This window comes from Streptomyces sp. NPDC127190 (assembly GCF_042672505.1).
Lineage (GTDB): Bacteria > Actinomycetota > Actinomycetes > Streptomycetales > Streptomycetaceae > Streptomyces.
The window spans coordinates 317441-343540 of the sequence record NZ_JBHXVE010000002.1; the positions used below are offsets into that span (position 1 = coordinate 317441).

Annotated in this window: 26 protein-coding genes; 9 read left to right on the forward strand and 17 right to left on the reverse strand. The window is 74.0% G+C overall.

Annotation, left to right across the window (positions count from 1 at the left end):
* Window positions 1-190: 190 nt before the first annotated feature.
* Complete coding sequence (locus ACFVIU_RS04660; RefSeq protein ID WP_158925899.1) at window positions 191-847, reverse strand: response regulator transcription factor; 657 nt, start codon at window positions 845-847, stop codon at window positions 191-193.
* Window positions 848-1137: 290 nt separating this feature from the next.
* Complete coding sequence (locus tag ACFVIU_RS04665; RefSeq protein ID WP_385840594.1) at window positions 1138-1815, reverse strand: DUF3000 domain-containing protein; 678 nt, start codon at window positions 1813-1815, stop codon at window positions 1138-1140.
* Between the two features lie 130 nt (window positions 1816-1945).
* Here ACFVIU_RS04665 and hemE point away from each other — a divergent pair, with 130 nt between their 5' ends.
* The gene (gene hemE / locus ACFVIU_RS04670) at window positions 1946-3004 is read left to right on the forward strand and encodes a uroporphyrinogen decarboxylase (RefSeq protein ID WP_385840596.1); all 1059 of its coding nucleotides are present in this window, start codon (window positions 1946-1948) and stop codon (window positions 3002-3004) included.
* A 3-nt stretch (window positions 3005-3007) separates the two neighbouring features.
* Here the strand turns inward: hemE and ACFVIU_RS04675 are convergent, their stop codons facing one another.
* A complete protein-coding gene (locus ACFVIU_RS04675) occupies window positions 3008-3832 on the reverse strand; it encodes a rhomboid family intramembrane serine protease (protein WP_385840597.1) in 825 nt (274 codons plus the stop codon).
* A gap of 91 nt (window positions 3833-3923) precedes the next feature.
* Here ACFVIU_RS04675 and ACFVIU_RS04680 point away from each other — a divergent pair, with 91 nt between their 5' ends.
* A complete protein-coding gene (locus tag ACFVIU_RS04680) occupies window positions 3924-4193 on the forward strand; it encodes a hypothetical protein (RefSeq protein WP_385840599.1) in 270 nt (89 codons plus the stop codon).
* A 6-nt stretch (window positions 4194-4199) separates the two neighbouring features.
* Here the strand turns inward: ACFVIU_RS04680 and ACFVIU_RS04685 are convergent, their stop codons facing one another.
* Entirely contained in the window at window positions 4200-5591 is a 1392-nt protein-coding gene (locus ACFVIU_RS04685; RefSeq protein ID WP_385840600.1) for an FAD-dependent oxidoreductase, read from the reverse strand.
* 88 nt (window positions 5592-5679) lie between these two features.
* Here ACFVIU_RS04685 and hemG point away from each other — a divergent pair, with 88 nt between their 5' ends.
* Both hemG and hemQ read left to right on the forward strand, forming a co-directional pair.
* Window positions 5680-7134: a protoporphyrinogen oxidase gene (gene hemG / locus ACFVIU_RS04690; RefSeq protein ID WP_385840601.1), complete on the forward strand. Its 1455-nt coding sequence runs from the start codon at window positions 5680-5682 to the stop codon at window positions 7132-7134.
* Between the two features lie 5 nt (window positions 7135-7139).
* Entirely contained in the window at window positions 7140-7871 is a 732-nt protein-coding gene (hemQ, locus tag ACFVIU_RS04695; RefSeq protein ID WP_385840602.1) for a hydrogen peroxide-dependent heme synthase, read from the forward strand.
* A gap of 12 nt (window positions 7872-7883) precedes the next feature.
* Here hemQ and ACFVIU_RS04700 read toward each other — a convergent pair whose 3' ends face one another.
* The 4 genes from ACFVIU_RS04700 to ACFVIU_RS04715 form a co-directional block, all read right to left on the reverse strand.
* Window positions 7884-9527 (reverse strand): alpha/beta hydrolase, encoded by a 1644-nt coding sequence (locus ACFVIU_RS04700; protein WP_385840604.1) that lies wholly within the window; start codon window positions 9525-9527, stop codon window positions 7884-7886.
* A 370-nt stretch (window positions 9528-9897) separates the two neighbouring features.
* Window positions 9898-10683 (reverse strand): TIGR04222 domain-containing membrane protein, encoded by a 786-nt coding sequence (locus ACFVIU_RS04705; RefSeq protein WP_385840605.1) that lies wholly within the window; start codon window positions 10681-10683, stop codon window positions 9898-9900.
* A gap of 97 nt (window positions 10684-10780) precedes the next feature.
* The gene (locus ACFVIU_RS04710) at window positions 10781-11491 is read right to left on the reverse strand and encodes a DUF4142 domain-containing protein (RefSeq protein ID WP_385840606.1); all 711 of its coding nucleotides are present in this window, start codon (window positions 11489-11491) and stop codon (window positions 10781-10783) included.
* A gap of 621 nt (window positions 11492-12112) precedes the next feature.
* Window positions 12113-13837 (reverse strand): DUF692 domain-containing protein, encoded by a 1725-nt coding sequence (locus ACFVIU_RS04715; RefSeq protein WP_385840607.1) that lies wholly within the window; start codon window positions 13835-13837, stop codon window positions 12113-12115.
* A gap of 161 nt (window positions 13838-13998) precedes the next feature.
* Between ACFVIU_RS04715 and ACFVIU_RS04720 the strand changes: the two genes are divergently transcribed.
* Complete coding sequence (locus tag ACFVIU_RS04720) at window positions 13999-14916, forward strand: GNAT family N-acetyltransferase (protein WP_385840609.1); 918 nt, start codon at window positions 13999-14001, stop codon at window positions 14914-14916.
* A gap of 21 nt (window positions 14917-14937) precedes the next feature.
* On the opposite strand, the gene ACFVIU_RS04725 is transcribed toward ACFVIU_RS04720, so the two are convergent.
* Window positions 14938-15654: a peptidyl-tRNA hydrolase gene (locus tag ACFVIU_RS04725; protein ID WP_385840610.1), complete on the reverse strand. Its 717-nt coding sequence runs from the start codon at window positions 15652-15654 to the stop codon at window positions 14938-14940.
* 59 nt (window positions 15655-15713) lie between these two features.
* On the opposite strand from ACFVIU_RS04725, the gene ACFVIU_RS04730 reads away from it, so the two are divergent.
* Window positions 15714-16598 (forward strand): ATP-binding cassette domain-containing protein, encoded by an 885-nt coding sequence (locus ACFVIU_RS04730; RefSeq protein WP_385840611.1) that lies wholly within the window; start codon window positions 15714-15716, stop codon window positions 16596-16598.
* A complete protein-coding gene (locus ACFVIU_RS04735) occupies window positions 16595-17266 on the forward strand; it encodes an ABC transporter (RefSeq protein ID WP_385840612.1) in 672 nt (223 codons plus the stop codon). Before ACFVIU_RS04730 ends, ACFVIU_RS04735 begins: the two co-directional genes overlap by 4 nt.
* Here the strand turns inward: ACFVIU_RS04735 and ACFVIU_RS04740 are convergent.
* The 8 genes from ACFVIU_RS04740 to zapE all read right to left on the reverse strand — a co-directional run bounded on the left by ACFVIU_RS04740 (window position 17258) and on the right by zapE (window position 24602).
* Complete coding sequence (locus ACFVIU_RS04740; protein WP_385840613.1) at window positions 17258-17440, reverse strand: hypothetical protein; 183 nt, start codon at window positions 17438-17440, stop codon at window positions 17258-17260. The genes ACFVIU_RS04735 and ACFVIU_RS04740 overlap by 9 nt on opposite strands.
* Window positions 17441-17466: 26 nt before the next feature.
* A complete protein-coding gene (locus tag ACFVIU_RS04745) occupies window positions 17467-18993 on the reverse strand; it encodes an FAD-dependent oxidoreductase (protein ID WP_385840615.1) in 1527 nt (508 codons plus the stop codon).
* Window positions 18994-19010: 17 nt separating this feature from the next.
* Window positions 19011-19862 carry a PPK2 family polyphosphate kinase gene (locus ACFVIU_RS04750; RefSeq protein WP_385840617.1) on the reverse strand — a complete coding sequence of 284 codons (852 nt, stop codon included), beginning with the start codon at window positions 19860-19862 and terminating at the stop codon, window positions 19011-19013.
* Window positions 19863-19865: 3 nt separating this feature from the next.
* The gene (locus tag ACFVIU_RS04755) at window positions 19866-20678 is read right to left on the reverse strand and encodes a slipin family protein (RefSeq protein ID WP_385840618.1); all 813 of its coding nucleotides are present in this window, start codon (window positions 20676-20678) and stop codon (window positions 19866-19868) included.
* Between the two features lie 80 nt (window positions 20679-20758).
* On the reverse strand, window positions 20759-22243 hold the full coding sequence (locus ACFVIU_RS04760; protein ID WP_385840619.1) for a SulP family inorganic anion transporter: 1485 nt from the start codon (window positions 22241-22243) through the stop codon (window positions 20759-20761).
* A gap of 8 nt (window positions 22244-22251) precedes the next feature.
* Window positions 22252-22830, reverse strand: a complete 579-nt coding sequence (locus ACFVIU_RS04765) for a carbonic anhydrase (protein WP_385840620.1) — start codon at window positions 22828-22830, stop codon at window positions 22252-22254.
* A 104-nt stretch (window positions 22831-22934) separates the two neighbouring features.
* Entirely contained in the window at window positions 22935-23330 is a 396-nt protein-coding gene (locus ACFVIU_RS04770) for a hypothetical protein (RefSeq protein WP_385840621.1), read from the reverse strand.
* A gap of 153 nt (window positions 23331-23483) precedes the next feature.
* The gene (gene zapE, locus ACFVIU_RS04775) at window positions 23484-24602 is read right to left on the reverse strand and encodes a cell division protein ZapE (RefSeq protein ID WP_385840622.1); all 1119 of its coding nucleotides are present in this window, start codon (window positions 24600-24602) and stop codon (window positions 23484-23486) included.
* 37 nt (window positions 24603-24639) lie between these two features.
* On the opposite strand from zapE, the gene ACFVIU_RS04780 reads away from it, so the two are divergent.
* Window positions 24640-25473 carry a pyrimidine reductase family protein gene (locus ACFVIU_RS04780; protein WP_385840624.1) on the forward strand — a complete coding sequence of 278 codons (834 nt, stop codon included), beginning with the start codon at window positions 24640-24642 and terminating at the stop codon, window positions 25471-25473.
* Between the two features lie 129 nt (window positions 25474-25602).
* Window positions 25603-26076, forward strand: coding sequence for an indole-3-glycerol phosphate synthase (locus ACFVIU_RS04785; RefSeq protein WP_385840625.1), 474 nt, complete (start codon window positions 25603-25605; stop codon window positions 26074-26076).
* The last annotated feature ends 24 nt before the right edge of the window (window positions 26077-26100 follow it).

Genomic DNA, 26100 nt, shown 5'->3' on the forward strand with positions numbered 1-26100 from the left:
ACCCCCACCCCTCCCGATCGCCGCGCCCCCCCCCCCCCCCGCCCCCCCGCCCCCCCCCCCCCCCCCCCCGGAGGGTCGTAATCCAGTCAGGCCGGGGAAACGCGGGGTTCACCCGGAAGGGCCGGAGGCGGCCCCGGCCGACTCGGGGGGCGGGCGGGGTCCCGGGTGGGCGGGCGGTCGCGGTGCGGACTCAGTGGATGATCCCCGTGCGCAGGGCCACGGCCACCATTCCGGCCCGGTCGCCGGTGCCCAGCTTGCGGGCGATACGGGCGAGGTGGCTCTTCACGGTGAGCGCGGACAGCCCCATGGAGACGCCGATCGCCTTGTTCGACTGGCCCTCCGCGACCAGCCGGAGCACCTCGACCTCGCGTCCGGACAGTTCCCGGTAGCCGCCCGGGTGGCTCGGGGCACCCGGGGGGCGGCGGTGCATCCGGGCGGCGCCGAGGGGAGTGGCGCCGGGCCGGGTGGGCAGCCCGATGTTGGTGCGGGTGCCGGTGACGACGTAGCCCTTGACGCCACCGGCCAGGGCGTTGCGGACGGCGCCGATGTCGTCGGCGGCGGAGAGGGCGAGACCGTTGGGCCAGCCGGCGGCGCGGGTCTCGGACAGCAGGGTCAGGCCGGAGCCGTCGGGCAGGTGGACGTCGGCGACGCAGATGTCGCGGGGGTTTCCGATACGGGGGCGGGCCTCGGCGATGGACGAGGCCTCGATGACATCGCGCACGCCGAGCGCCCACAGGTGGCGCGTGACGGTGGAGCGGACGCGCGGGTCGGCCACGACCACCATGGCGGTGGGCTTGTTCGGGCGGTAGGCGACCAGGCTTGCGGGCTGCTCGAGGAGAACGGACACCAGGCCTCCTGGGGTGGGGGGACGGGGGGCCGGCTTGGGGGGATGAAGCCGGGACTAACCGTGCTTTCAAGGTCACAGTCGTCTTCGGCAGCAAACCCGTCCGCCTTTAGAGAATGATCACGATCTAGTGAGTAACAATCCGTGCAATTCGGACACGCGATCGATCATCCGAAGATCGAGTCGGTTCAAGCGGATGCGATTCCGATGCGGAAAGTGGCCGTATCGACAAAGAGATGGTCAATACGGCGCTCACCGTGTTTTCGCGGGTTCGACGGTTCGACGGTGGCCGCTCAGTGCGGCTGCGGGCCCCGGCGCTGCGGCAGCGTCACCACCGACGCGTCCCCCGGACCGGCCGGCGGCAGCCCCCCCACCTGCGCCAGCAGATCGCACCAGGAGGCCAGGTGGGCGGCGGTGTCCGGCACCCCGCCCAGCCCCTCGCGAGGCGTCCAGGAGGCCCGGATCTCGATCTGCGAGGCGGGCGGCCGCTCGGCGAGCCCCCCGAAGTAGTGCGACCCCGCCCGGGTGACCGTGCCGCTCGGCTCGCCGTAACCGAGCCCGCGCGCCTGGAGCGCACCGGTCAGCCACGACCAGCACACCTCGGGCAGCAGCGGATCGGCCGCCATCTCCGGCTCCAGCTCCGCCCGCACCAGCGTCACCAGCCGGAACGTGCCCCGCCACGCGTCGTGCCCGGCCGGGTCGTGCAGCAGCACCAGCCGGCCGTCGGCCAGCTCCTGCTCGCCGTCGACCACCACCGCCTCCAGCGCGTACGCGTACGGCGCGAGCCGCTGCGGCGCCGGCGTCGGCTCCACCTCGACCTGCGGCCGCAGCCGGCACCCGCGCAGGGCGTCGACCGCGGCCCGGAAAGCCGGGGGGCCTGAAGCACGGGAACGCGGGTCCGCCCCCTCGGTGTCCTGCACGTCGTCCATTCCGTCGGAGTCGTCCGACATTTGTCCGTGAGCCGCAGCCATGCGGGGAAGAGTAAGGCGAAGCGGGCCCCCGCGCAGGGCAAGACACCCCTACGGCATGCGCGAGCGCCCCGCCGCCGGGGCACCCCCTGCCGGGCGGGCCGCGGAACGGCGGCATGCGAAACTTGCCACTGTGACCGCGAACGAGAGCACGCAGCCGACCCCGACGTACGACAGCGCCTTCCTCAGGGCGTGCCGCCGCGAACCCGTACCGCACACCCCCGTGTGGTTCATGCGCCAGGCCGGCCGCTCCCTGCCCGAGTACCGCAAGGTCCGCGAGGGCATCCCGATGCTCGACTCCTGCATGCGCCCCGAGCTGGTCACCGAGATCACCCTCCAGCCGGTCCGCCGGCACAACGTCGACGCGGCGATCTTCTACAGCGACATCGTCGTCCCGCTCAAGGCCATCGGCGTCGGCCTGGACATCAAGCCCGGCGTCGGCCCGGTCGTCGACGAGCCGATCCGCACCCGCGCCGACCTGGACCGGCTGCGTGACCTCACCCCGGAGGACGTGCCCTACGTCACCGAGGCCGTCGGCCTGCTCACCCGCGAGCTGGGCGGCACCCCGCTGATCGGTTTCGCCGGCGCGCCGTTCACCCTCGCGAGCTACCTGGTCGAGGGCGGCCCGTCCCGCACGTACGAGAACGCCAAGGCGATGATGTACGGCGACCCGCAGCTCTGGGCCGACCTGCTGGACCGCCTCGCCGACATCACGGCCGCCTTCCTGAAGGTCCAGATCGAGGCCGGCGCGAGCGCCGTTCAGCTCTTCGACTCCTGGGCCGGCGCCCTCGCCCCCGCCGACTACCGCGCCTCGGTCATGTCCGCCTCGGCGAAGGTCTTCGACGCCGTCGCCGGGTACGGCGTCCCGCGCATCCACTTCGGCGTCGGCACCGGCGAGCTGCTGGGGCTCATGGGCGAGGCCGGCGCGGACGTGGTCGGCGTCGACTGGCGGGTCCCGCTGGACGAGGCCCGGCGCCGCGTCGGCCCGGGCAAGGCGCTCCAGGGCAACCTCGACCCGACCGTGCTGTTCACCGGCAAGGAGACCGTCGAGGCCAAGGCCCAGGAGGTGCTCGACGCCGCCGCCGGGCTGGAGGGACACATCTTCAACCTCGGCCACGGGGTCATGCCGAACACCGACCCGGACGCGCTCACCCGCCTCGTCGAGTACGTCCACGCCGCGAGCGCGCGCTGAGCCTCACCATGTGTACCGGGGCCGGGCGCGCCTGCCGAACAGCAGGCCGCGCGGCTCCGGCGGGGCAGGCGTACCGGGCTTGAGCGGCCAGGCGAGCAGCGCGCCCGCCACGAAGCCGACCACGTGCGCCGCGTACGCCACCGTGCCGGCGCCGGAGACGCCGTGCCCCGAGGAGTACACCGCCTGGAGCGCGAACCAGAAGCCCAGCACCAGCCAGGCGGGCAGCCGCAGCGGCAGGAAGACCAGGAACGGCACCAGCACCCACACCCGGGCCTTCGGCCACAGCACGATGTACGCGCCGAGGACCCCGGCGATCGCCCCGGACGCCCCGATCAGCGGGTCGCCGGAACCGGCGTTCAGCAGCGCGAAGCCGTACCCGGCCGCATAGCCGCAGACGACGTAGAAGAGGAAGAAGCGGATGTGCCCCATCCGGTCCTCGACGTTGTTGCCGAAGATCAGCAGGAAGAGCATGTTGCCGAGCAGGTGCAGCCAGCTGCCGTGCAGGAACATCGCCGTGAACACCGACAGCGCCGGCGACTTGTGGTAGCCGGGCGGGCCCACGACACAGCCCGGGCCGTGCGCGCCCAGCCCCGCCTGACCCGTCGGCACCACCCCCGGCAGCTGATGGTGGATCAGTTCCCGCGGGACCGCCGCGTAGTGGTCCATGAAGGCGTGCAGCCGGCACAGCTGGACCAGATCGCTGCCGCCGGCCACGGAACCGGCTATGCCGGGCGTGGAGATGAACACGAGCACATTGGCGGCGATGAGGGCGTACGTCACCCAGGGGGTGCGGCGCACCGGGTTCACGTCATGGACGGGGATGACCACACAGGACTACTGCCCCAGGCGGGCCGGGTGAATCGGTGAACACCTCCGAGCGGGTGTGCGTATCTCTTCACAACCGACGTGAGGACAGGCGATGAACGCTGCACAGGTTCCGGCTCTGCATGCTCTGCCCGACGGCGAGGCCGAGCTGTCACTGGTGATACGGCTCCCCTGGGAGGACGTCGCCCGGCTCGGCCAGGACGCCGGCCGGCTGGCGGCGCAGACCGGGCGGCCGGTGACGCTGGACGAGGCCGTCAGCCACCGCCTGCGCTCGGCCCGGCCGACCGCCACCCATGCGAAGCCCGCGGACGCCACCGGCGGCGCGGCGGTGTCCGCCCTGCCCCGGATCAGCGGGTCGGCATAGGGCGCCTCACCGGGCCGCTCCCTGGCGCACCTTCGCCGCCGCCTTTCTCGCCGCCACCAGGACCGGGTCCCACACCGGGGAGAAGGGCGGGGCGTAGCCGAGGTCCAGGGCCGTCATCTCCTCCACCGTCAGCCGCGCGGTGAGCGCCACCGCGGCGATGTCCACCCGCTTCGCCGCGCCCTCCCGGCCCACGATCTGCACGCCGAGCAGCCGGCCGGTACGGCGTTCGGCGAGCATCTTGACCGTCATCGGGGAGGCACCCGGGTAGTAGCCCGCGCGGCTGGTCGACTCGATGGTGACCGTCTCGTACGCGAGACCCACCCTGCGGGCGTCCTTCTCGCGCAGCCCCGTACGGGCGATCTCCAGGTCGCACACCTTGCTGACGGCCGTGCCGACCACGCCCGGGAACGTGGCGTAGCCGCCGCCCGCGTTGGTGCCGATGACCTGGCCGTGCTTGTTGGCGTGGGTGCCCAGCGGGACGTACTGCTCCTGGCCGGAGACCAGGTTCAGCACCTCCACGCAGTCACCGCCCGCCCAGATGTTCTCGTGGCCGCGCACCCGCATGGCGAGGTCGGTGAGCAGGCCGCCGTGGGCGCCGAGGGGGAGACCGGCCGCCTCGGCGAGACCGGTCTGCGGGCGGACGCCGATCCCGAGGACCACCACGTCCGCCGGGTACTCGGCCTCCCGGGTGGCCACCGCGCGGACGCCGCCGTCCGCGTCGGTGAGGATCTTGGTGACCTCGGCGTCGTTCACCATGGTGATGCCCAGGCCCTCCATGGCCCGGTGCACCAGCCGGCCCATGTCCGGGTCGAGCGTCGACATGGGCTCCCGGCCGCGGTTGACGACGGTCACCTCGAAGCCGCGGTGGAGCAGCGCCTCGGCCATCTCCACACCGATGTAGCCCGCCCCCACGACCACCGCGCGGCGCCCACGCGCACGCGTGAGCGTGTCGAGCAGGGCCTGGCCGTCGTCCAGGGTCTGCACACCGTGCACCCCCGCGGCGTCCGCGCCGGGCAGGTCCGGGCGGACCGGGCGGGCGCCGGTGGCGAGGACGAGCTTGTCGTACGACGTCCAGGATTCGGCCCCGGAATCGACGTCACGCGCGCGTACCCGCTGTCCGGGAACGTCGATCTCCACCACCTCGGTGCGCAGCCGCAGATCGATCCCGCGGGCCCGGTGCTCCTCGGGGGTGCGGGCGATCAGGTCGTCGCGCTCGGCCACGTCGCCGCCCACCCAGTACGGGATGCCGCACGCCGAGTAGGAGGTGAAGTGCCCGCGCTCGAACGCCACGATCTCCAGCTCGCCGGGGTCCCTCATCCGCCGCGCCTGTGACGCGGCGGACATCCCCGCCGCGTCTCCGCCGATCACGACCAGCCGCTCCATGCCACCGTTGCCCATGAGGACACGCTAGGGCAGGACCTGCCCGTCGCACCGGTGTTCCCGGGTCCCGGACGGAGTGTCAGCGGGGTCTGAGAGAGTGGGGGGCATGAGCGCAAGGGGTACCGAAGCGGAGCACGCCGTCGTCGTCGGAGCCGGTGTCGCCGGCCTGGCCGCCGCCCACCGCCTGCTGGCACGCGGCGTCCGCGTGACCGTCCTGGAGGCCTCCGACCGGGTCGGCGGCAAGCTGCTGCCCGGCGAGATCGCGGGCGTGCGGGTCGACCTCGGCGCCGAGTCGATGCTCGCCCGCCGCCCCGAGGCAGTGGCCCTCGCCCGGGAGGTCGGCCTCGGCGAGCGGCTCCAGCCGCCGGCCACCGCCACCGCCTCGATCTGGACCCGCGGGGCCCTGCGGCCCATGCCGAAGGGCCATGTGATGGGCGTCCCCGGCACCGCCGCCGCGCTGTCCGGAGTCCTGTCCGACGAGGGCCTGGCCCGGATCGAGCAGGACGCCGGCCTGCCCCGCACCGAGATCGGTGACGACGTGGCGGTCGGCGCGTACGTGGCCGCCCGGCTCGGCCGCGAGGTCGTCGACCGGCTGGTCGAGCCCCTCCTCGGCGGGGTCTACGCGGGCGACGCGTACCGCATCTCGATGCGCTCGGCCGTACCCCAGCTCTTCCAGGCCGCCCGCACCCACACCTCCCTCACCGAGGGCGTCCGGGAGATCCAGGCCAAGGCCGCCGCGAGCGCGCAGACCGGCCCGGTCTTCATGGGCATCGAGGGCGGAGTGGGCACGCTGCCCCTCGCCGTCGCCGAGTCCGTCCGCGCGCGCGGCGGCGAGATCCGCACCGGGACGCCCGTGACCGGGCTGCGCCGGGAGGCCGGCGGCGGCTGGCGGGTCACGGCCGGCGACCGGGTGCTGCACGCCGACGCGGTGATCGTCGCCGTACCCGCCCCGGCCGCCGCGCGGCTGCTGCGCGCCGAGTCCCCGGCGGCCGCCGCCGAACTGGCCGCGATCGAGTACGCCTCCATGGCCCTGGTCACCCTCGCCTACCGGCGCACCGGGCTGGAGCTGCCCGAGGGCAGCGGCTTCCTCGTCCCGCCCGTCGACGGCCGCACCATCAAGGCGTCCACCTTCGCCTCCCAGAAGTGGGGCTGGATCGCCGAGGAGGACCCCGACGTGGTCGTCCTGCGCACCTCGGTCGGCCGGCACGGCGAGACGGAGATCCTCGAGCGCGACGACGCCGAGCTGGTGGAGGTCTCCCGGCACGACCTGCGGGAGGCCACCGGACTGGACGCCGTACCCCTGCGCACCCGGGTCACCCGCTGGACCGACGGCCTGCCGCAGTACCCGGTGGGCCACCACGCGCGCGTGGCCCGCGTCCGGGAACACGTCGCCAAGCTGCCCGGCCTCGCGGTGTGCGGGGCGCAGTACGACGGCGTCGGCATCCCGGCGTGCATCGCGAGCGCCAACGCCGCGGTGGACCAGCTGGGCGGAGATCTGCGCGGTGTGCAGCAGCTCACCGCGGCCCCGGTGCAGAGTCTGCACGGCGGAGCAGGAGAATAAGGGACATGAGTGACGACGCCTCCACCACCGAGTCCGGCAGGATCCCGAACAAGGGCAAGCTGGCCAAGGACCTCAACGAGGTCATCCGCTACACCCTCTGGTCGGTCTTCAAGCTGAAGGACGTACTGCCGGAGGACCGCGCGGGATACGCCGACGAGGTCCAGGAGCTGTTCGACCAGCTCGCCGCCAAGGACGTGACGATCCGCGGCACGTACGACGTCTCCGGCCTGCGGGCCGACGCCGATCTCATGATCTGGTGGCACGCCGAGACCAGCGACCAGCTCCAGGAGGCGTACAACCTGTTCCGCCGCACCAGGCTCGGCCGTGCGCTGACCCCGGTGTGGTCGAACATGGCGCTGCACCGCCCCGCGGAGTTCAACCGCTCGCACATCCCGGCCTTCCTCGCCGACGAGACGCCGCGCAACTACGTGAGCGTGTACCCGTTCGTGCGCTCCTACGACTGGTACCTGCTGCCCGACGAGGACCGCCGCCGCATGCTCGCCGACCACGGCAAGATGGCCCGCGGCTACCCGGACGTGCGCGCCAACACGGTCGCCTCGTTCTCGCTCGGCGACTACGAGTGGCTCCTGGCCTTCGAGGCCGACGAGCTGTACCGCATCGTCGACCTCATGCGCCATCTGCGCGGCTCCGAGGCCCGCATGCACGTCCGCGAGGAAGTCCCCTTCTTCACGGGCCGCAGGAAGGACATCGCGGATCTGGTGGCAGGCCTGGCCTGAGCGCAGGCCGCCTCACCGCCGCCCGGCCCTGCCGGCGAGGGTGCTCTGCGCCTTCGGCCCGGCCGCCGGGGGCGTGTGCGGGGCACAGGACGCATGCCGCTCCGGCACCCGTCCCGCCAGCAGATACGCATCGAGGTACGCGTTGACGCACGCATTGGGGCCGCCCCCGATGCCGTGCGTCCCCGCGTCCCGCTCGGTCACCAGCGCCGAACCGGCCAGCCGCCGGCTCATCTCCAGCGCCCCCGGGTACGGCGCGGCCGCGTCCCGCTCGGCCGCCAGGATCAGCACCGGCGGCAGCTCACCCGGCCCGGTCCGCACGTCCAGCGGCCGCTGCCGGGGCGCCGGCCAGTAGGCGCACGGCAGGTTCATCCACGCGTTGTCCCAGGTCTCGAAGGGCGCAGAGCGGGCCAGCCGGGTGTTGTCCCGGTCCCACACCTTCCAGTCCGTCGGCCATGGCGCGTCGTTGCACTCGACGGCCGTGTACACCGCGCTGCCGTTCTCCGCCTCCGCGGCCGACTCCGGGCTCGGGGCGGCCAGCCGGACCAGCGGCTTGGGGTCGCCGTGCAGATAGGCCGAGAGCGCGGCGGCCCGGCTCGGCCAGAAGTCGTCGTAGTAACCCGCGGTCAGGAACGCGTTCTGCAACTGGCCGGGCCCGACCGTGCCGCCCGCCGCCTTCCGGCCCAGCCGCTCCCGCGCCGTGTCGTAGCTGCGCTGCACCTTCGCGGGGGTGTCACCGAGCCGGTACACGGCGTCGTTCCGGGCGATCCACTCCCGGAAGTCCGCCCAGCGGTCCTCGAACGCGGCCGACTGGTCCAGGTTGTCGCGGTACCAGATCTTCTCCGGGTCCGGGTCCACCGCCGAGTCCAGCACCATGCGCCGCACATGCGAGGGGAACATCGCCGCGTACAGCGCGCCGAAGTAGGTGCCGTACGACGCGCCCATGAAGGTCAGCCGGTCCTCGCCCAGCGCGGCCCGCAGGACGTCCAGGTCACGGGCGTTGTTGAGCGAGTTGAAGAAACGCAGCCCGCTCCCGGACCGCTGCGCGCAGCCGCGCGCGTACGCCTTCGCCTGGGCGATCCGCTGCCGCTTGTAGCTCTCCGAGGGGTGCTCCGGCGCCGCCGTCGGTGCCTTGAGGAAGTGCGCGGGGTCCACACAGGACAGCGGCGCCGAACGGCCCACTCCGCGTGGGGCGTAGCCGACCAGATCGTAGGCGGCCGCGATCTGCTTCCACTGCGGGACCCCGCCGATCAGCGGGAAGTACATGCCGGAGGCGCCCGGCCCGCCCGGGTTGTAGACCAGGGCGCCCTGCCGGGGCACCTTCCGCTTGCTGTTGCGCGGGTCCCGCTGGGTGGCCCGGACCCGGCTGACGGTGAGCCGGATCCGCCTGCCGTCGGGGTGCGCGTAGTCCAGCGGGACGGTCACGGTGCCGCACTCCAGGCCCTCCGGCGCGTCCGGCACGTCGGCCGCGGAACAGGTCCCGAAGTCGACCCCGGCCGCCCGGGCGCGGGCCACGGCCACCGCGGTGCCGCGCAGCTCGGCCGTGCCGGGGGCGCCGGGGAGGCTGCCGGGCCCGCCGGGTGCGCCGCCCGCGGGGGCCGCGGCCAGGCTGGTCAGGAGCAAGGAGCCAGCGGCCGAGTACAGGGCGGCAGTTCTCATCGCGAATCCCTTCGGTGAGCGGCGGCGATGGCACGGCTGCCATGGCCCGGCGACCACAAAAGGGATGTTTCGTATGACTGTCGGGGAAGGCAAGCACCACCCGGCCGGTGTCGGCGCCAATGCCCCCTATGCGCCCCCGAAGCCCTCCGGCGCCCTCAGGACCTCTCTTTCGCCCCTAGGGCCTCTCTTTCGGATCTTGCCGGCGTCGCGGGCCCTGGCACGCACATCTGCTGCGTTGTCGTCACTCTCCCCCACGCTCGGCTTCGCTCGCGCGGGGGGACCCCCATGAGCAGGGGGCACCCCCATGAGCCCGCTCGGGTCGGCCGAGAAGGCGCCGGCGCCGCAGCCGACCTGATCCGAAAGAAAGGCCCTAGTCCCGCCAGTGTGGCTGGTCGCGGTGGGCGAAGGCCGCGCGCAGCTCCGGTTCGCCGATCGCGCGGACGCCCCGCATGGCGACCGAGGTGAGGAAGGACCGTTCGTCACCGGCCGGCCTGCGGGCCAGCGCGCCCAGCAGCCGCTGACCGGCCGGGGAGGCCCAGCGCGAGTACGGGTGCACCTCGAAGCGGGCGATGGCCAGGCAGCTCAGGGACAGGATGACGGGCAGCGCGAACCACAGGCCGACCAGCAGCCGGGACGTCCCCGGCTCGACGGGCAGCAGCAGCGCGGTCGCCCCGAGCAGCAGCGCGGCCGCGGCGGCGGCCCGCACCTGCCGTACGGCGGCTCCCACGGTCCCCGTACGGGCGCCGTCGGGTACCGCGAGGCCCGCGCGCACCAGCCCGTCGGCCAGCCGCCGTACCGCCTCCGCGCCGGCCGTCCGCGCCCGCACCGGTGCGATCCGGGACTGGCCCTCCGGCCCTATCGCCCCTATGACGGACTTCTCCAGCTCGTCCCGGCCCCGCGGGTCCACCACGGTGGCCCAGCCGGTGTGGGCGAGCAGCAGACGGCGCTGCCGGGCCATCGACACGAGGGTCACGTCGGCGACCCGGGCGGGGCCGCCGGAGAGGAAGGCCGCCTCGTACAACGTCAGCGCGTGCTCCCGGTCCGCCGTCGCGACATCCGTGTCGACGGCGGCCGCGCGGGCGGCCGCCAGACACAGCCGGGTACAGGCCGTACCGGCGAAAGCCCAGGCCAGGAGCAGGAGTAGGACCCAGAACATGACGTGTTTCTATGTCACGGCCCCGGGCCCGCGCCATGGCATTTCCCGTATCCGGACGCGGTGTTGCGGCTTTGTGACGTTCCGTTCGCCACGCAGGTCAGGGGCCGGGCGTGACCGGGACGGCGGAGGCGGGTGCGACCGCGGGCGGGGTCGGTACCGGGGTGGCGGAGGCCGCCAGTTCGCGGGCGAGCGAGGCGAAGTCGACGTATCCGGTCGCCTCCAGGACCTTGATGTGGTCGAGGACGGTCGCGTTGGCGTCGTCGGCGAGATCGCGGACCAGGGAGTTCTGGGTGCCCGCCCGGACGGCGGCGACCAGCGAGAAGACCCGGCCGTGGGCCAGGCGCAGCAGGCCGGCGAACTGGCGGTCGAAGTCCTGGCCCTGGGCCGTGTTCAGGGTGGCGAGCCACTGCTTCTGCTGCTCGTTCGGCTCGTTGGGCAGCGGGACGCCGAGCTGGGTGGCGACGGTGCGCACATGCGCGTCGAGGGAGGTGTGGCCGTCGATCAGGTGCCGGCCCGCCGCGCGTACGGCCGGGGTGGTGCCCTTGCGCTCCGCGAGCCGGCCGGCGGGCAGCTCCCACAGTCCGGCCAGCCGCACCTTGGTGATGAAGTCCTGGTCCTGCGCGGACAGCGGGCCGTACGGCGTGGTCACGGCCCGGGCGCTCAGGGTGGCCGCGCCGGCGGGCTGCTGCCGGTCGGCGTAGGTCCACAGCGGGTACAGCAGCGCGACCGTGGTCGCCGCGAGGGCCGCGATGACGAGCCCGGTGCCGCTGAATATGCCTCGACCCTGGATCGGGGGACGCGGTCGCATGGTGACTCCTGCTACGCACCGCACACCACGGTGGGTCGGGGGGCGGGTGCGGGGTGGTACGGGCTGGTGCGGGGTTGGATATTACTGGGCGGTGGACGGCGGGGGAGGATCGCGGGGCGGCACGGCTGGGCAGCGCGCTGTTTCCGGCCGGGGGCGGGGTGGCTGGGGTGACGTGAAGTTTGCGGGTGGGGGAGCGGCGTGGCCGGGGTGCGGGCCGGCTGGGTGGCTGAGGTGTGCGTGGCTTCCGGCTGGTGCGCGGTGCGGCTGGGGTGAGCGCCGTCGGGGTGCCTGAGGCGTGCGCCGTTTCCGGCTACTGCGCGTTGCCGCCGGGGGGCTGTCGGGTCGGCCGGGGTGCGTGTTGTTTCCGGGTGGGGGAGCGGCCCGCCCAGGCGGACAACACCGTGGTGTTCCCCGCCATGGTGCGTGCTGTTTCCGGCTGGGGGAGAGGCGCGGCTGGGGTGCGCGCGCCGTCGGGGTGCCTGAGGTGTGCGTCGCTTCCGGCTGCTGCGCGGCGCGGCCGGGGTGCGCGTCCTCGGGGCCGCTGGGGTGCGCGCCGGTTCCGGCCATGGGCCGGCATCGCTCCGGCCGCGCCGCGCCCCGCCCGCACCGGCCGTCCGCGCCTCACCTCCTCCCCGGCAGCACCCTCCCCACCGCCCGGGCCAGCCGCGCTCGCCGCCCGTGGGGCCTCGGCGCCGGGCCCGCCCGGTCCAGCCACCACTCCCGCAGCGCGGCGTCCGCGCCGCCCGCCAACTCCGCCCCGCTGCGCAGCACATGCGCCGCGAAGTCGAGGGCGTCCCGGCGGTATCCCCCGTTCATCGGCCGCTCGCGGGCGTACTCCAGGAACGCCGGCCGGTAGCCCGCCCCCAGGATCCCCGGCAGTTCCGGCGCGACCTTCGCCACCACGTCCGCCCGCTTCGCCGCCAGTGCCCGCGCCTGTACCCCCATCCGCACCCGGTCGAACCCCTCCGGCACCGGCGTCCCCGCCACCAGCGCCGACAGCACGGCCGCCTGGGCGACCCCGAGCCGCTGCCGGGTGGCCTCGCGGACCTCCGCCCCGGCCGTCGCCCGCGCCAGCACGGCCACACCCCCGCCCCCGGCCGCCGTACGGCCCCCGGCCGCACCGGCATCAACGGCACCCCGCGCCGTACCCCGAGCCCTACCGGCCGCACCAGCACCAGCGGCATCCCGCGTCGTACCCCGAGCCCGCCCAACCGCACCGGCATCAGCGGCACCAGTACCCCGAGCCCGCCCAACCGCACCAGCACCAGCGGCACCCCGCGCCGTACCCCGAGCCCTACCGGCCGCACCGGCATCAGCAGCACCCGTACCCCGCGCCCGCTCGGCCGCACCGGCATCACCGGAACCCCGCGCCGTACCCCGAGCCCTACCGGCCGCACCGGCACCAGCGGCACCCCGCGCCGTACCCCGAGCCCGCCCAACCGCACCGGCATCAGCGGCACCCGTACCCCGCGCCCGCTCGGCCGTACCGGCACCAGCGGCACCCCGCGCCGTACCCCGAGCCCGCCCAACCGCCACCGCCGCCCGGATCGCCGTCAGCTCGGCTTCCAGCTCCGCCGGTTCGGGGAAGTTCTCGTCGCGCTCCAGGAGCACCCCGGGCGGGGCCACCCGGGTGGAGAGGTCGGTCAGGAGGTCGAGGACCGGGCGGGGGACGGGGTGGGCGTGGCTGTCGTGCCAGACGCCGTCGCGTTCGAAGCCGCCCGCGACATGGACGTAGGCGAGCGCCTCCAGCGGCAGCGCGGCCAGTGCCTCGGCCGGGTCCTCGCCCCGGTTGACGCGGTTGGTGTGCAGGTTGGCGACATCGATCAGCAGCCGTACGCCGGTCCGCTCGACCAGCTCGGACAGGAACTGCCCCTCCGTCAGCTCCTCGCCCGGCCAGCCGAACAGGGCGGCGATGTTCTCCAGGGCGAGCGGCACCGGCAGCGCCTCCTGGGCGATGCGGACGTTCTCGCACAGCACGTCCAGGGCGTCCCGGGTGCGCGGCACCGGCAGCAGGTGCCCGGCCTCCAGCAGCGGGGACGCGGTGCGCGGGCCGCCCGCGCGGACGAACGCGATGTGCTCGGTGACCAGCGGAGCGCCCAGCGCCTCCGCCCGCTCCGCCAGCGCCGTCAGCCGGTCGGGGTCGGGCCGGTCGGCGCCGCCGAGGCCGAGGGACACCCCGTGCGGGATCACGGTGACCCCGCGCTCCCGCAGCCGCAGCAGGGAGTCGGGGAGATGGCCGGGGCAGACGTTCTCCGCCACGACCTCCACCCAGTCGATGCCCGGCATGCGCTCGACGGCCTCGGCGATCTCCGGCCGCCACCCGATCCCCGTGCCCAGTCCCCGCATCCGTGTCCCCCTCCTGGTCCGTGAGGGGGGTATGGCCCCGGCACACCGCACCGAATCACCTACGGGCTTCCTTCAGAGCAACATTTGAGGTTCCGCCGGAGGCACCGGCTTCGGCGGGATATTCCGATCAGGATCATGACAGCGGAAGCTACTGTGCCCCGATGACCGAGATCAGCATCCTGGGCGAAACCACCGACTGGCAGGCGGACTTCGAGCGGCGGCTGCGCACCGCGTACACGGCGTCCGGGCTGACCGCGGCCGCGGCGGACCGCCTGATCGAGAACGGCCGCGCCGGCATCGCTGACTGCACCGTCGCCGAGATCACGGACGCCGGGACCCGCGTGGGGCACGTCGCCGTGGCCACGGCCGACGACCGCAACGGCGTCCCCACGGGGCGGATCCACGACCTGCACATCGACCCGCGCCACGCCGGCCGGGGCCACGAGCAGGTGGCCCGGGACTGGGCCGAGGCCTGGTGCGAGGAGCGGGGCGCGCACCGGATAGACGTGACGCTCACCGAGCCCGCCGGCGAGCTGTTCGCCGGGTACGGCGTCCGCGCCCAGTTCCGGACCCGGCCGATCGGCTCCCCGCCGGACGCGCCGGACGGCGTCACCGTGCGGCCCATGACACCGGACGAGTATCCCGAGTGGGTCGCCGCCGAGAAGGCCCAGTACGCCGGGGACATCATCCGGGCCGGATTCCTGAGCCCCGAGGACGCCGCACGCAAGGCCGACCGCGACTTCGCGGAGCTGGTCCCCGAGGGCCTCGACACGCCGGACCACACCTTCCTGGTGCTGGAGGCGGCGGGCGAGCGGATCGGCACCGGCTGGCTGAAGCACGGATACCTTCCCGGGGTCAGCTACGGCTACTCGCTGTACATCCACGAGCAGCACCGGGGAAAGGGCTACGGCCGGGCCGCGATGACGGCCGGTGAACAGGCGACGCTCGCGGCCGGCGACTCGGTGCTGATGTTCACCGTGTGGGGCGGCAACGAGGTCGCGATGGGCCTGTACACCAGCACGGGCTACCGCGTCCTGGAGGAGGCCCGCTCCCTCCCCCTGCCGCGCGCCGGTTCCTGAGGTCCGTCGCCGCGCGGGCGGTCAGCGCAGGGCGGGATGGTCCGCCACGACCGTGCAGGAGCCGGGGGCGATCTCGGTGAAGCCCGCGTCCCGGACCAACGGCAGCCCCGAGCGGGTCAGTTCCGGCCAGGCGGCGGGGTCCGCGGTGCGGACGGCCAGCGGGAAGCCGGCGTCCCGCCAGGCGGTGCGCGCCGCGTCGGACAGCGCCCACCAGGCCAGTTGGGCGCCGTGCCCGGCCTGCGCCATCGCCTTGCCGGCCGACATCTCCAGCTCGGGGTTGAGCCACAGCACCGGCTCGGCGGAACCGGCCGCCGGCGGCGGTTCCGGGTCGTCCAGTTCGGTGCCCGACACCTGGAGCTTGGCCAGCTCCTTGGGCCAGCCGTCCAGCGGGACGGGCGGAAACACCCGTACCTGCGCGGACGTTCCGGTGAGCGTGATGCCGGGGAGCGCCTCGGCCCGCAGCCACTCCGCGCCCCGGGCCCGCCGGACCACCTTGCGGATCCGGGCGTCCTCCCAGTTCCGTACCGCCTCGGCCCACTCGCCGTCACCGAGCGCCCGGGCGTCACCGAGCAGCACCAGCACCGCCCGCGCGGCCGTCTCCAGCGCGTCGGTACGGGCCGGCGGCGCGGCACGCTCGATCCGCACCACGAGGGGCAGCACGAACTGCGGTGCCTCGTCGCGGACCGTGCGGTCGGCGTGGAAGGGGCTGTCTCCGGGGGGCGCTGAAACACTGCTCACACCGGCCAACTCTACGGGGCGCGGCCCCCGCACCCCGCCCGGCCGACCACAATGGCCCCATGCACCATGACCTGCGCCTGACCGCCGTCGGCCGCCGCTACGGCCTGCGCGGCCCCTGGGTGTTACGCGGGGTCGACCTCACCGTCGCCCCCGGCACGCTCATCCGGGTGGAAGGGGCGAACGGCAGCGGGAAGTCCACCCTGCTCCGGCTGCTGGCCCGCCTCGACGCCCCCACCGAGGGCCGGGTCACCGGCCGCCCCCGCACCGCCTACGTACCCGAGCGCTTCCCCGCCGCCCTGCCCTTCACGACGATCGGCTATCTGACCCACCTCGGCACCGTCCACGGCCTCGGCCGCGCCGACGCCGCCCGCGCCGCGGGCACCTGGCTGGAGCGCTTCGGCGCCGCCGCCTACGCCGGTACGCCGATGGCGCGGCTGTCCAAGGGCAGCAGCCAGAAGGTCGCCGTCGCCCAGGCCCTGCTCGGCGAGCCGGAGCTGCTGGTGCTGGACGAGGCGTGGACCGGGCTGGACACGGCCGCGCGGGCCGAGCTGGAGCGGGCGGTGGCCGAGCGGACCGCCGCCGGGGGCGCCGTCGTCTTCGTCGACCACGACCCCCGCCGGCTGGCCGGGGCGCCGGACGCCACCTACGCCGTGACCGACGGCCGGCTGGAGCGCCGTACCGCGACGCCGCGTCCGCAGACCGGGCCGCTCGCCCGGATCACGGTCCGGGGACCGGCCGGCGGACAGCTGCCGCCGGACGCCGTGCGCGCCCTCGCCTCCGCCGAGGAGACCACGCCCGGCACCTACCGCCTCACCGTCCCCGCCGCCCGCTCCGACGTCGTGCTGCGCGCGCTGCTCACGGCCGACCCGCCGTGGCACGTGGTCAGCGTCGCCACGCCCCCGGATCCCGCGGCCGCCCCCGACCACTTCCAGGACCGCCCATGACCGCACTCCTGCGCTACCAGGCCGACCTGCTGCTGCGCTCGCAGCGGTGGCTGCCGCCGGTGATCCTCTACGTCGCCTTCCTCGGGGTCGGCGTGCAGAGCGGCGAGCCGATCCTCGACTCGCTCGGCTACACGGCCGCCGGGCTGCTGCCGGTCGCCGCCTGGCTGGTACGGATCTGTGTCACGGCGGAGCCGCCCGCCGCCCAGGCCTGTGTCGCCGCCGCGCGCGGGCCGGTCCGGGCCCACCTCGCCTGTCTGCTGACCGCGCTGCTGGTGGCCGTGCTGCTCGGGGTGGCCGCGACCGCGGTCTTCACGCTGGTCAGCGACGCGGCGAGCAACGGCCACCTGATCCCGGTGCCCCGGCTGCGGGCGGCCGCGGCCGGGCTGCCGGCCACCCTGGTCTGCGCGCTGCTCGGCGCGGCCGTCGGCGCGCTCACCAACCGGCCGGTGCTGCGGTCCACCGGCCGCGCGGTCCCGGCGATGCTGCTGGGCGCGCTGCTCGCGGTGGTGGTGACCGGGTCCCCGGCGCAGGCCGCGGTCAGTGGTCTGGTCACCGGTTCGCAGACCGGCCGGGCGCCGCTGTCGCTGCTGCCGCTGACCGGGGCGGCCGTCCTCACGGCGGCCGCCTTCGCCCTGGCCGCGGGTCTCACCGCGCGCCGCTCACCCTGAACAGGCGGTGCGCTGCGCCTCCTGCCACTCGCACACCGGGCACAGCGTGATGCCCTTGTAGGACTCCGGGTACTCCGTGGGCTGCCGGCACAGCACGCACTCCGCGTACGGCGGTCCGTCGGCCTGCGGCGGCCGTGGGGCCGCGGCGACCGTGCAGTAGTCCTCGTCGCTCATAGGTCCAGCGTAGTGAGCGGCGGGCGTCACGGTTCCCGCCGCTCCAGCGGGTGCACCGCCGGACCCTGGAGCACGGTGCCGTCGACGGCGAAGCGGGAGCCGTGGCAGGGGCACTCCCAGGCGCGTTCGGCGCGGTTGAAGCCGACCAGGCAGCCCAGGTGGGTGCAGCGGGCCGAGACCGCGTGCAGCTCACCCGCGTCGTCCCGGTGCACGGCGACCCGCCCGCCGCCGGCCGCCCGGACCACCGCGCCGTCGCCGGGCGCGATGTCGTCCGTCGAGACGGGCGGTTTGAGCCGGTCGCCGACGAAGTGCCGGGCCACCTCCGCCTGCGTCTTCAGCAGTGCCGGTGCCTCCCGCACCACCGGCTTCAGCCGGCGCGGGTCGTACAGCTCCCGCCAGGCGCAGTCCCGGCCGGTGATCAGCGCGGTCAGCAGCAGCCCGGCCATGATGCCGCCGCTCAGCCCCCAGCCGCCGAAGCCGGTGGCCACGTAGGTGTGCCGGGCGGCCGGGTGCAGCGGACCCACCATCGGCACGGTGTCGGTGGCGTCGTTGTCCTGGGTGGCCCAGGCCTGGTCCAGCGTCACGCCGGGGAAGTGCCGCTCGGCCCAGCCGGCGAGGGCGTCGAGACCGGCCCGCACATCGCCGGTGCCGGGTGTGAAGTGCTCCCCGGTGACCACCAGCAGCCGCTGCCCGTCCGCCCCGAACGGCGCGGTGCGCACGGACCGGGTGTTCTCCTCCGGCGTGATGTACATGCCCTCCGGGTCGGCGCCGTCGTCCAGTGGCCCGGCGACCACCAGTTCCCGGCGTGGGGAGAGGCGGGGGAACAGCAGGGCGCGGTCGAACACCGGGTAGTGGGTGGCGACGACCACGTCCCCGGCGGTCACCGTGTGGCCGGCCTCGGTCGTCACCCGGCAGGGCCGCCCGCCCTCCTGGAGACCGACGACCCGCGTCCGCTCGTACACCCGCCCGCCCCGCGCGAGCAGATCCGCGGTGAGCGCCCGCAGATACCTGACCGGGTGGAACTGCGCCTGCCCGGTCACCCGGACCGCGCCCGCCACCGGGAACGGCAGCCCGGTCCTGGTCGTGAACGCGGCCGGCAGCCCCGCCTCCCGCGCGGCCTCCGCCTCCGCCCGCACCTCGTCCACCCGCGCCTGGTCCCGTACGAAGGTGTAGGCGTCCCGGGTCTCCCACTCGCAGTCGATGCCCAGCTCGTCCACCAGCCGCTTGGCATGCTCGATCGCCTCCGACTGCGAGCGGGCGTACAGCCGCGCGGCCTCGGGGCCACGGGTGCGGCGCAGCCGGTCGTAGACCAGGGTGTGCTGGGCGGTCAGCTTGGCGGTGGTGTAGCCGGTGACCCCGGCCGCCACCCGCCCGGCCTCCAGCACCACCACCCGCAGCCCGGCGCGGGCCAGCTCATGGGCGGTGCTCAGCCCGGCGATACCTGCGCCGACCACGGCCACATCGGCGTCCAGATCCCCGTCCAGGGCGGGAAGCTCGGGCCCCGGGGCGGTCCGCAGCCAGTACGAATCCGTGAGATGCGGTTGCTCGCGCATGCGCGCCGGGTACCCGCCTACCTCTGGTTCAGCAGCCGGTCCCGGCATTCCGCCACATCGAACCCGGGCTTCGGGTACTGCGGGTCCAGGGCCGTCAGATGCTCCAGCAGCAGCCGGCTGACGGCCCAGTTGCGGTACCACTTGCGGTCCGCGGGGATCAGGTACCAGGGCGCGTACGGCGCCGCGCAGCGCTCCAGGGCCAGCTGGTAGGCCTCCTGGTAGGCGGGCCACCGGGACCGCTCGTCGATGTCGCCGGGGTCGAACTTCCACTGCTTGTCCGGGCGGTCCAGCCGGCGCAGCAGCCGGCGCCGCTGCTCCTGGTACGAGATGTGCAGGAAGCACTTGACGAGGGTCACCTCGTCCTCGCCGAGGGACCGTTCGAAGTCGTTGACCAGGCCGTAGCGGCTGCCGATCTCGGCGGGCGGGACGAGATGCCGGACGCGGGCGATGAGGACGTCCTCGTAGTGCGAGCGGTCGAAGATGCCGATCTCGCCCGGCTCGGGCAGCGCCTGCCGCACCCGCCACAGGAAGTCGTGCCGCCGCTCCTCCTCCGTCGGCGCCTTGAACGCCTGGATCCGGCAGCCGGAGGGGTTGAACTGGCCGATGACATGCTTGACCGTGCCCCCCTTGCCGCTGGTGTCCATGCCCTGGAGCACCAGCAGCACCCGCCGCCGGTCCCCCGCGGTCCCGGCGGCCCACAGCCGCTCCTGCAACTCGGCCAGACACGCGCCCATCCGGCCCGTGTCCGCCCGGGACACCTTCTTCCCGCCGGGCGCCTCGGGCGTGGCCCGGCTGTCGTACGCGGCCAGCTCGACCGGTTCCCCGACCGGCAGCCGCAGCACATCGCGGAGTTCCCCGGTCACCCGCACCGCCTAACCATCCCGGACCTCGCCGTCCCCGTCGGGCAGCGCCTGCTGCTGTCCGCCCTGTCCGCCCCGCTCCAGAAAGTGCAGCAGCTCCACCGGAATCGGCAGCACCAGCGTGGAGTTCTTCTCCGCGGCCACCGCCATCACGGTCTGGAGAAGCCGGAGTTGCAGCGCGGCCGGCGTCCCGGACATCTGCTGGGCCGCCTCCGCGAGCTTCTTGGAGGCCTGGAGCTCCGCGTCCGCGTTGATGATCCGTGCCCGGCGCTCCCGGTCGGCCTCGGCCTGGCGGGCCATGGACCGCTTCATCGTGTCCGGCAGGGACACGTCCTTGATCTCCACCCGGTCGACCTGGATGCCCCAGCCGACGGCCGGGCTGTCGATCATCAGCTCCAGCCCCTGGTTGAGTTTCTCGCGGTTGGAGAGCAGGTCGTCCAGGTCGCTCTTGCCGATGATCGAGCGCAGGGACGTCTGCGCCATCTGCGAGACCGCGAACTTGTAGTCCTCGACCTTCACCAGCGCGCTCGTCGGGTCGATCACCCGGAAGTAGACGACCGCGTCCACGCGGACCGTGACGTTGTCCCGGGTGATGCCCTCCTGGGCGGGGATCGGCAGCGTCACGATCTGCATGTTGACCTTTTGCAGCCGGTCGACGAACGGGATGATCAGCTTGAAGCCGGGCGTCCGGGCGTCACCGGCCACCCGGCCCAGCCGGAACAGCACCCCGCGCTCGTACTGCTTGACCACGCGGGCCGCCATCGCGAGATACACCAGACCGAAGACGGCCGCCGCGGCGATCGCTCCCAGCAGCTCCTGGACCATGTCGACCTCCTCGCACAGAGGTCTGGTTTGTCTGTTGCTGCAACGATATGCCCGCGGCGGCCGCAGTGGCCATGCCGGGATTACGCGGCGGCGGTCAGCACCCGCACCGGCTCGGTGCCGGCCGCGCTGTGCCGCTCGGCCCAGTTCTCCAGGGCCGTACGACAGGCGTGGTCCAGATGGTGCAGCCCGGACAGGTCCAGGCGGACCGGGCGGTCCTGGGGCAGCGACTCCAGGGTGTCCAGGATCTTCGGCAGGCGCAGGAAGGTCGCGTTGCCCGACAGATACGCCTCGATGGGGCCGGCGCCCTTGTCGACGATCTCCAGCTTGCCGTGCGAGGCCTCCCAGGCGGTCTTGACCACCGCCAGCGCCAGGCCGATCAGCACCCCCTCGAACATGCTGACCGCGACGATGGACACGGCCGTGGCGGCGAGTACCACCGCCTCGCCCCGTTGCTCGCGCCAGAGCGCGGCCAGCGCCCGGACCGGTACCAGCTTCGCCCCGGAATAGATCAGGATGCCGGCGAGCGCCGGGATCGGGATGTAGCCGAGCACGTCCGGCAGCAGCGCGGTGAACAGCAGCAGCCATACGCCGTGCAGCACCCGGGAGGCCTTGGTACGGGCGCCCGCCTGGACGTTGGCCGCGCTGCGCACGATCACCGCGGTCATCGGCAGCGCGCCGAGCACCCCGCACACCGCGTTGCCGACGCCCTGGGCGACCAGCTCCTGGTCGTACCGGGTGCGCGGGCCGGAGTGCAGCCGGTCCACGGCCGCCGCGCTGAACAGCGACTCGGCGGACGCGATCAGCGTGAACGCGAGGACCGTGCCGAGCGCGCCGACGGCCGCCAGCTCGCCGAACGCGCTCAGCGGCGGCGGCTGGACCGAGCCCAGCAGCCCCTGCACCTCGACGGTGGCCACCGGCAGGCCCAGCGCGAACACGGCCACCGTGGCGAGGCCGACCGCGGCCAGCGGGCCGGGCAGCGTACGCAGCTTCGCCGGGACGTGCTTCCACAGCAGCAGCACCGCGACGGTGCCCGCGCACACCGCGAGCGAGGCCAGCGCCCTGCCCTCGCCCAGGGCGTCCACGAACGCCCCGGGCAGCCCGGCGATCTTGCCCAGGCCGGAGTCGGGAGCCTTCGCGGCGAGCGCCGGGTACAGCTGTCCGGCGACGAGCACCAGCCCGATCCCGGCCAGCATGCCCTCCACGACGGAGACCGATATGGCGCGGAACCAGCGGCCGAGCCGCAGCAGGCCCATGCCCACCTGGAGCAGTCCGGTGGCGAGCACGAGCGCGCCGAGCATCGGCAGCCCGAACTCCTTGACCGCCTCGAAGACCAGCACGGTCATGCCGGCCGCCGGCCCCGAGACCTGGAGGCTGCTGCCCCGCATCAGCCCGGTGACGATGCCGCCCACGATGCCGGTGACCAGGCCGAGTTCGGCCGGGACCCCGGAGGCGACGGCCACGCCCACGCAGAGCGGCAGCGCGACCAGGAAGACCACGAGCGAGGCGGTGAAGTCCTGCCGCAGATACGGGAAACGGGCTATCAGGGTGTTGTCGTTGCTGGTCATCGGCGCGCTCACAGGGACTCGAAGGTGTCGGTCTGCGGGCGGTGCGTCCGTACGGAGCCGGTGTGCACCTCGTAGTACCAGGCGTGCAGGGTCAGCCGGCCGTCCGCCAGCCTGCGCTCGACGCAGGGGTACGAGCGCAGCCGCAGCAGCTGGGTCAGGACATGGGCCTGCACGCCCTCGGCGACCTCCGGGTCCTCGGGCGCGCCGGCCGGGCGCGGGGTGGCGTGCGCGAGCCAGTCGCGTACGGCGGGTACGGCGGTCAGGTCGTCGCCGCGCACCAGCGCGCCGACGGCACCGCAGTGCGAGTGGCCGCACACGACGATGTCGCGGACGCCGAGCACCTCCACGGCGTACTCGATGGTGGCCGCCTCGCTGGTGGGCTGCTCGGAGGTGTGCGGCGGGACGATGTTGCCCGCGGTGCGCAGCTCGAAGAGCTGGCCGGGGCGGGCGCCCGTGATCAGGGCCGGGACGACCCGGGAGTCGGAGCAGGTGATGAAGAGGACCTCGGGGGACTGGCCTTCGGCGAGCGGGGCGAACTCCTCAGGGCGCTGTCCGAACGTACGGGCGTTGTCGATGAGGGGCTGCATGTGTGTGGGTTCCTCCTGGCGCGCCTGCGTGGCGCGTCGGACGTGCACGACAGGGGTGGGGGGAGCGGAGCCGCGGCGCGGCCGGCAGCGGCTGTCAGTGGCCGTCAGCAGCGGAAGACCTGAAGCGCCGCCGGGGCGTGGGCTCTGGAGCTTCTCGGGGCGTGCGGGTGCGGGGCGCCGGTCGCGCCCGGGGTCCGCGCAGCGGCGGACTGCCGGGATATCGGTGCGCGATCCGCCGGCCATCCGTGGCCGGAGCCGCGCTGCCGGTCGCGCAGATGCTGGGTGGACGCGGCGTCCTGGGTGCCGCCGCCGTCGCGCAGGGTGCTGGGCTTGTGGCGCACGGGCTGCGTGGACAGCACGGTTCCGGAAGTGGCCTTGGCCTTCGCATGGCTGAGCGTGTGCGCGGCTGCGAAGGGGCCCGTGAGAGCGAAGAACTTGAGGGCGAGCAGGGTGACGGCAAGCAGGGCGAGCCGGGTGCGGGTCGTCGTACCTCGGAACATGCGCCCCCCTCCGGGAAGTCCACACCTCTCGCTTGGACCAAACATTGGTCAATGGTTGGTCAAGAAACAGATTAACCCTGCAAAGTCCTTTGCAGGGTTAACGGAGGGTTACGTGCCGAAGGAAGCGTGGAAAGCGCTGTCGGGTGGCGTGAACTAGTCGCTGTGCCGGTCGCCGGGGACGAGCCCCTTGGCGTCCCGGGCCAGCGCGGTGAGCCGGGAGATCGCACGGAAGTACTTCTTCCGGTAGCCGCCCTTCAGCATCTCCTCGCTGAACAGCCGGTCGAAGGGCAGCCCCGAGGCCAGCACCGGGACCTCGCGGTCGTAGAGCCGGTCGGCGAGCACCACCAGGCGCAGCGCGGTCGACTGGTCCGGCACCGGCCGCACATCGGTGAGGCACACCGCCTTGAGGCCGTCGGTCAGCGCGCCGTACCGGCTGGGGTGCACCCGGGCCAGGTGCTCCAGCAGATGCGGGAAGTGGTCCAGCGAGGCGCCCTCGGTGGCGTACGCCGCCTTCGTCACCTCTTCGTCGGTGAACGGCGCCGGCGCCTCGGGCAGACCGCGGTGGCGGTAGTCCTCGCCGTCGATGCGCAGGCTGCGGAAGTGCGCCGACAGGCCCTGTATCTCGCGCAGGAAGTCGGCGGCCGCGAACCGGCCCTCGCCCAGCTTCCCGGGCAGCGTGTTGGAGGTCGCGGCCAGCGCCACACCCGCCTCGACCAGCTTGCCCAGCAGCGTCGAGACGAGCACCGTGTCGCCCGGGTCGTCCAGCTCGAACTCGTCGATGCACAGCAGGCGGTGGCCGGACAGGGTCCGTACCGTCTGCTGGAAGCCGAGCGCGCCCACCAGGTTGGTCAGCTCCACGAAGGTGCCGAACGCCTTCAGCGCGGGCTCGGCCGGGGTGGCGTGCCACAGGGACGCGAGCAGATGGGTCTTGCCGACGCCGTAGCCGCCGTCCAGGTACATCCCGCGCGGACCCGCCGGGGCCTTGGGTGCCTTCCCGCGGCCGAACCCGAAGAACCCGCGGCGCCCGGCGCCGGAGGCGTGCGCCCCGCCGAGCCCGGCCGCGAAGCCCTCGAGCACGCCGACCGCCTCGGTCTGGCTGGGCTGCTTCGGGTCCGGGATGTACGTCGAGAAGCGCACCGAGTCGAAGCGCGGCGGCGGCACCATCTCGGCGACCAGCCGGTCCGCGGGCACGTGCGGCTCACGCTCGCACAGGGAGAAGGGGCCCGCGTCGGTCAGCGGGGCGGAACCGGGGGCGGTGGTGGAGGACGACACGGTTATCCATGCTAAGCGCCGTGTCAGACTGCACGGCATGCGACGCCTGTTCCCTGTGACCGACGAAACAGCAGCCCAGACCGCCGGTACGGCCCCCGGTGCCGAGGGCGCCGGTGGTGGGTCGGACGCCGGGGCGCTCGCGGACCGTGAGTGGAGCCTCGCCGAGCTGGCCGCCGCGTACGCCTACCCGCCGGCCCAGGGCGCCCCGCGGCCGTGGCTGCGGGCCAACATGGTCTCCACGCTCGACGGCGCCGCCCAGCACGAGGGCCGCTCCCAGCCCATCTCCAGCGCCGCCGACATGCGGATCTTCGGCACGCTGCGGGCGCTCGCGGACGTCATCGTGGTCGGCGCGGAGACGGTGCGGATGGAGGGCTACCGCCCGGCCCGCGCGCGGGCCGAGTTCGCCGGGGCCCGCAAGGCCGCCGGACAGACCCCGGCCGCGGCCGTCGCGGTGGTCACCGCCAGCCTGGACCTGGACTTCTCGCTGCCCCTGTTCACCTCGCCCACGGTGCCCACGCTGATCCTCACCGGTGCCGCGGCCGCCCCCGACCGGGTCGCCGCCGCCGAGCGGGCCGGCGCCCGGGTCGTGATCGCCGGCGAAGGCATGGGCGTCGATCCCGCGCGGGCCGTCGAGGCCCTCGCCGGTCTCGGCCACACCCGGCTGCTCACCGAGGGCGGCCCGCGGCTGCTCGGCCAGCTGGTCGCCGCGGAGGTGCTGGACGAGCTGTGTCTGACCGTCTCGCCGATGCTGACCGCCGGTGACGCCCAGCGGATCGCCGGGGGGCCGTCGGTCACCGTGCCGCGCCGGTTCTCGCTCGCGTCCCTGCTGGAAGAGGACGGATTTCTGTTCGGTCGTTACCAGCGCTCCTGAATTCAGCGGAATCTACCGTTCCGGTTAGCTTCCGGCGGGCAGACTTAGTCCGGCAGTACCCGTGCGATCACGGGGAAGGATGGTTTCCGCAAGGGCCTTGTCCGGGCCCCAAAGGAGAAGAGGCGCCTGGTGTTCACAAGCGTTCTGATGATCGAGAAGGCCCTGACGTCCGCCGACGTGGAGTTCGTCACCACCCTGCACGGAGAGGAGCCGGTGACCTTCCATGTGCTGCTCCAGCCGCGCGGAGACCAGGCGGACCGGCTGCTGCGGGCCATCGACGACATCGCGCTGGGCGAACTCGACGAGGCCGTCCGAGAAGGAGAGACGCCGGAGGGTGAGGAGGCGCTCAGCGTCGGCCGGAGGGCGCTGGAGGTCTCCCTGGCGGCCCTGCGGGCGGCCGGCAGCGAGGCGCACGGCTCGCTGGTCGAGGACCACCCGCTGGACGCGCTGAAGGACCTGGTGGCCTCGGTCTCCGCCGACGAGGTGATCGTGCTGACGGACCCGCACTACGTGGAGGAGTTCTTCCACCGCGACTGGGCCTCCCGGGCCCGGCACAAGGTGGGGGTCCCGGTCCTGAAGCTGTTCTCGCACAGCAAGGCCTAGCCGACGCCCGCGCGGAGCCGGTCG

Bases quoted from the DNA above. Each gene is read 5' to 3' on its own strand.
- ACFVIU_RS04665 (WP_385840594.1), bottom strand. From the start codon at position 1,815: ATGGCTGCGGCTCACGGACAAATGTCGGACGACTCCGACGGAATGGAC.
- ACFVIU_RS04680 (WP_385840599.1), top strand. From the start codon at position 3,924: ATGAACGCTGCACAGGTTCCGGCTCTGCATGCTCTGCCCGACGGCGAG.
- ACFVIU_RS04685 (WP_385840600.1), bottom strand. From the start codon at position 5,591: ATGGGCAACGGTGGCATGGAGCGGCTGGTCGTGATCGGCGGAGACGCG.
- hemG (WP_385840601.1), top strand. From the start codon at position 5,680: ATGAGCGCAAGGGGTACCGAAGCGGAGCACGCCGTCGTCGTCGGAGCC.
- hemQ (WP_385840602.1), top strand. From the start codon at position 7,140: ATGAGTGACGACGCCTCCACCACCGAGTCCGGCAGGATCCCGAACAAG.
- ACFVIU_RS04700 (WP_385840604.1), bottom strand. From the start codon at position 9,527: ATGAGAACTGCCGCCCTGTACTCGGCCGCTGGCTCCTTGCTCCTGACC.
- ACFVIU_RS04705 (WP_385840605.1), bottom strand. From the start codon at position 10,683: ATGTTCTGGGTCCTACTCCTGCTCCTGGCCTGGGCTTTCGCCGGTACG.
- ACFVIU_RS04710 (WP_385840606.1), bottom strand. From the start codon at position 11,491: ATGCGACCGCGTCCCCCGATCCAGGGTCGAGGCATATTCAGCGGCACC.
- ACFVIU_RS04715 (WP_385840607.1), bottom strand. From the start codon at position 13,837: ATGCGGGGACTGGGCACGGGGATCGGGTGGCGGCCGGAGATCGCCGAG.
- ACFVIU_RS04720 (WP_385840609.1), top strand. From the start codon at position 13,999: ATGACCGAGATCAGCATCCTGGGCGAAACCACCGACTGGCAGGCGGAC.
- ACFVIU_RS04730 (WP_385840611.1), top strand. From the start codon at position 15,714: ATGCACCATGACCTGCGCCTGACCGCCGTCGGCCGCCGCTACGGCCTG.
- ACFVIU_RS04735 (WP_385840612.1), top strand. From the start codon at position 16,595: ATGACCGCACTCCTGCGCTACCAGGCCGACCTGCTGCTGCGCTCGCAG.
- ACFVIU_RS04740 (WP_385840613.1), bottom strand. From the start codon at position 17,440: ATGAGCGACGAGGACTACTGCACGGTCGCCGCGGCCCCACGGCCGCCG.
- ACFVIU_RS04745 (WP_385840615.1), bottom strand. From the start codon at position 18,993: ATGCGCGAGCAACCGCATCTCACGGATTCGTACTGGCTGCGGACCGCC.
- ACFVIU_RS04755 (WP_385840618.1), bottom strand. From the start codon at position 20,678: ATGGTCCAGGAGCTGCTGGGAGCGATCGCCGCGGCGGCCGTCTTCGGT.
- ACFVIU_RS04760 (WP_385840619.1), bottom strand. From the start codon at position 22,243: ATGACCAGCAACGACAACACCCTGATAGCCCGTTTCCCGTATCTGCGG.
- ACFVIU_RS04765 (WP_385840620.1), bottom strand. From the start codon at position 22,830: ATGCAGCCCCTCATCGACAACGCCCGTACGTTCGGACAGCGCCCTGAG.
- ACFVIU_RS04770 (WP_385840621.1), bottom strand. From the start codon at position 23,330: ATGTTCCGAGGTACGACGACCCGCACCCGGCTCGCCCTGCTTGCCGTC.
- ACFVIU_RS04780 (WP_385840624.1), top strand. From the start codon at position 24,640: ATGCGACGCCTGTTCCCTGTGACCGACGAAACAGCAGCCCAGACCGCC.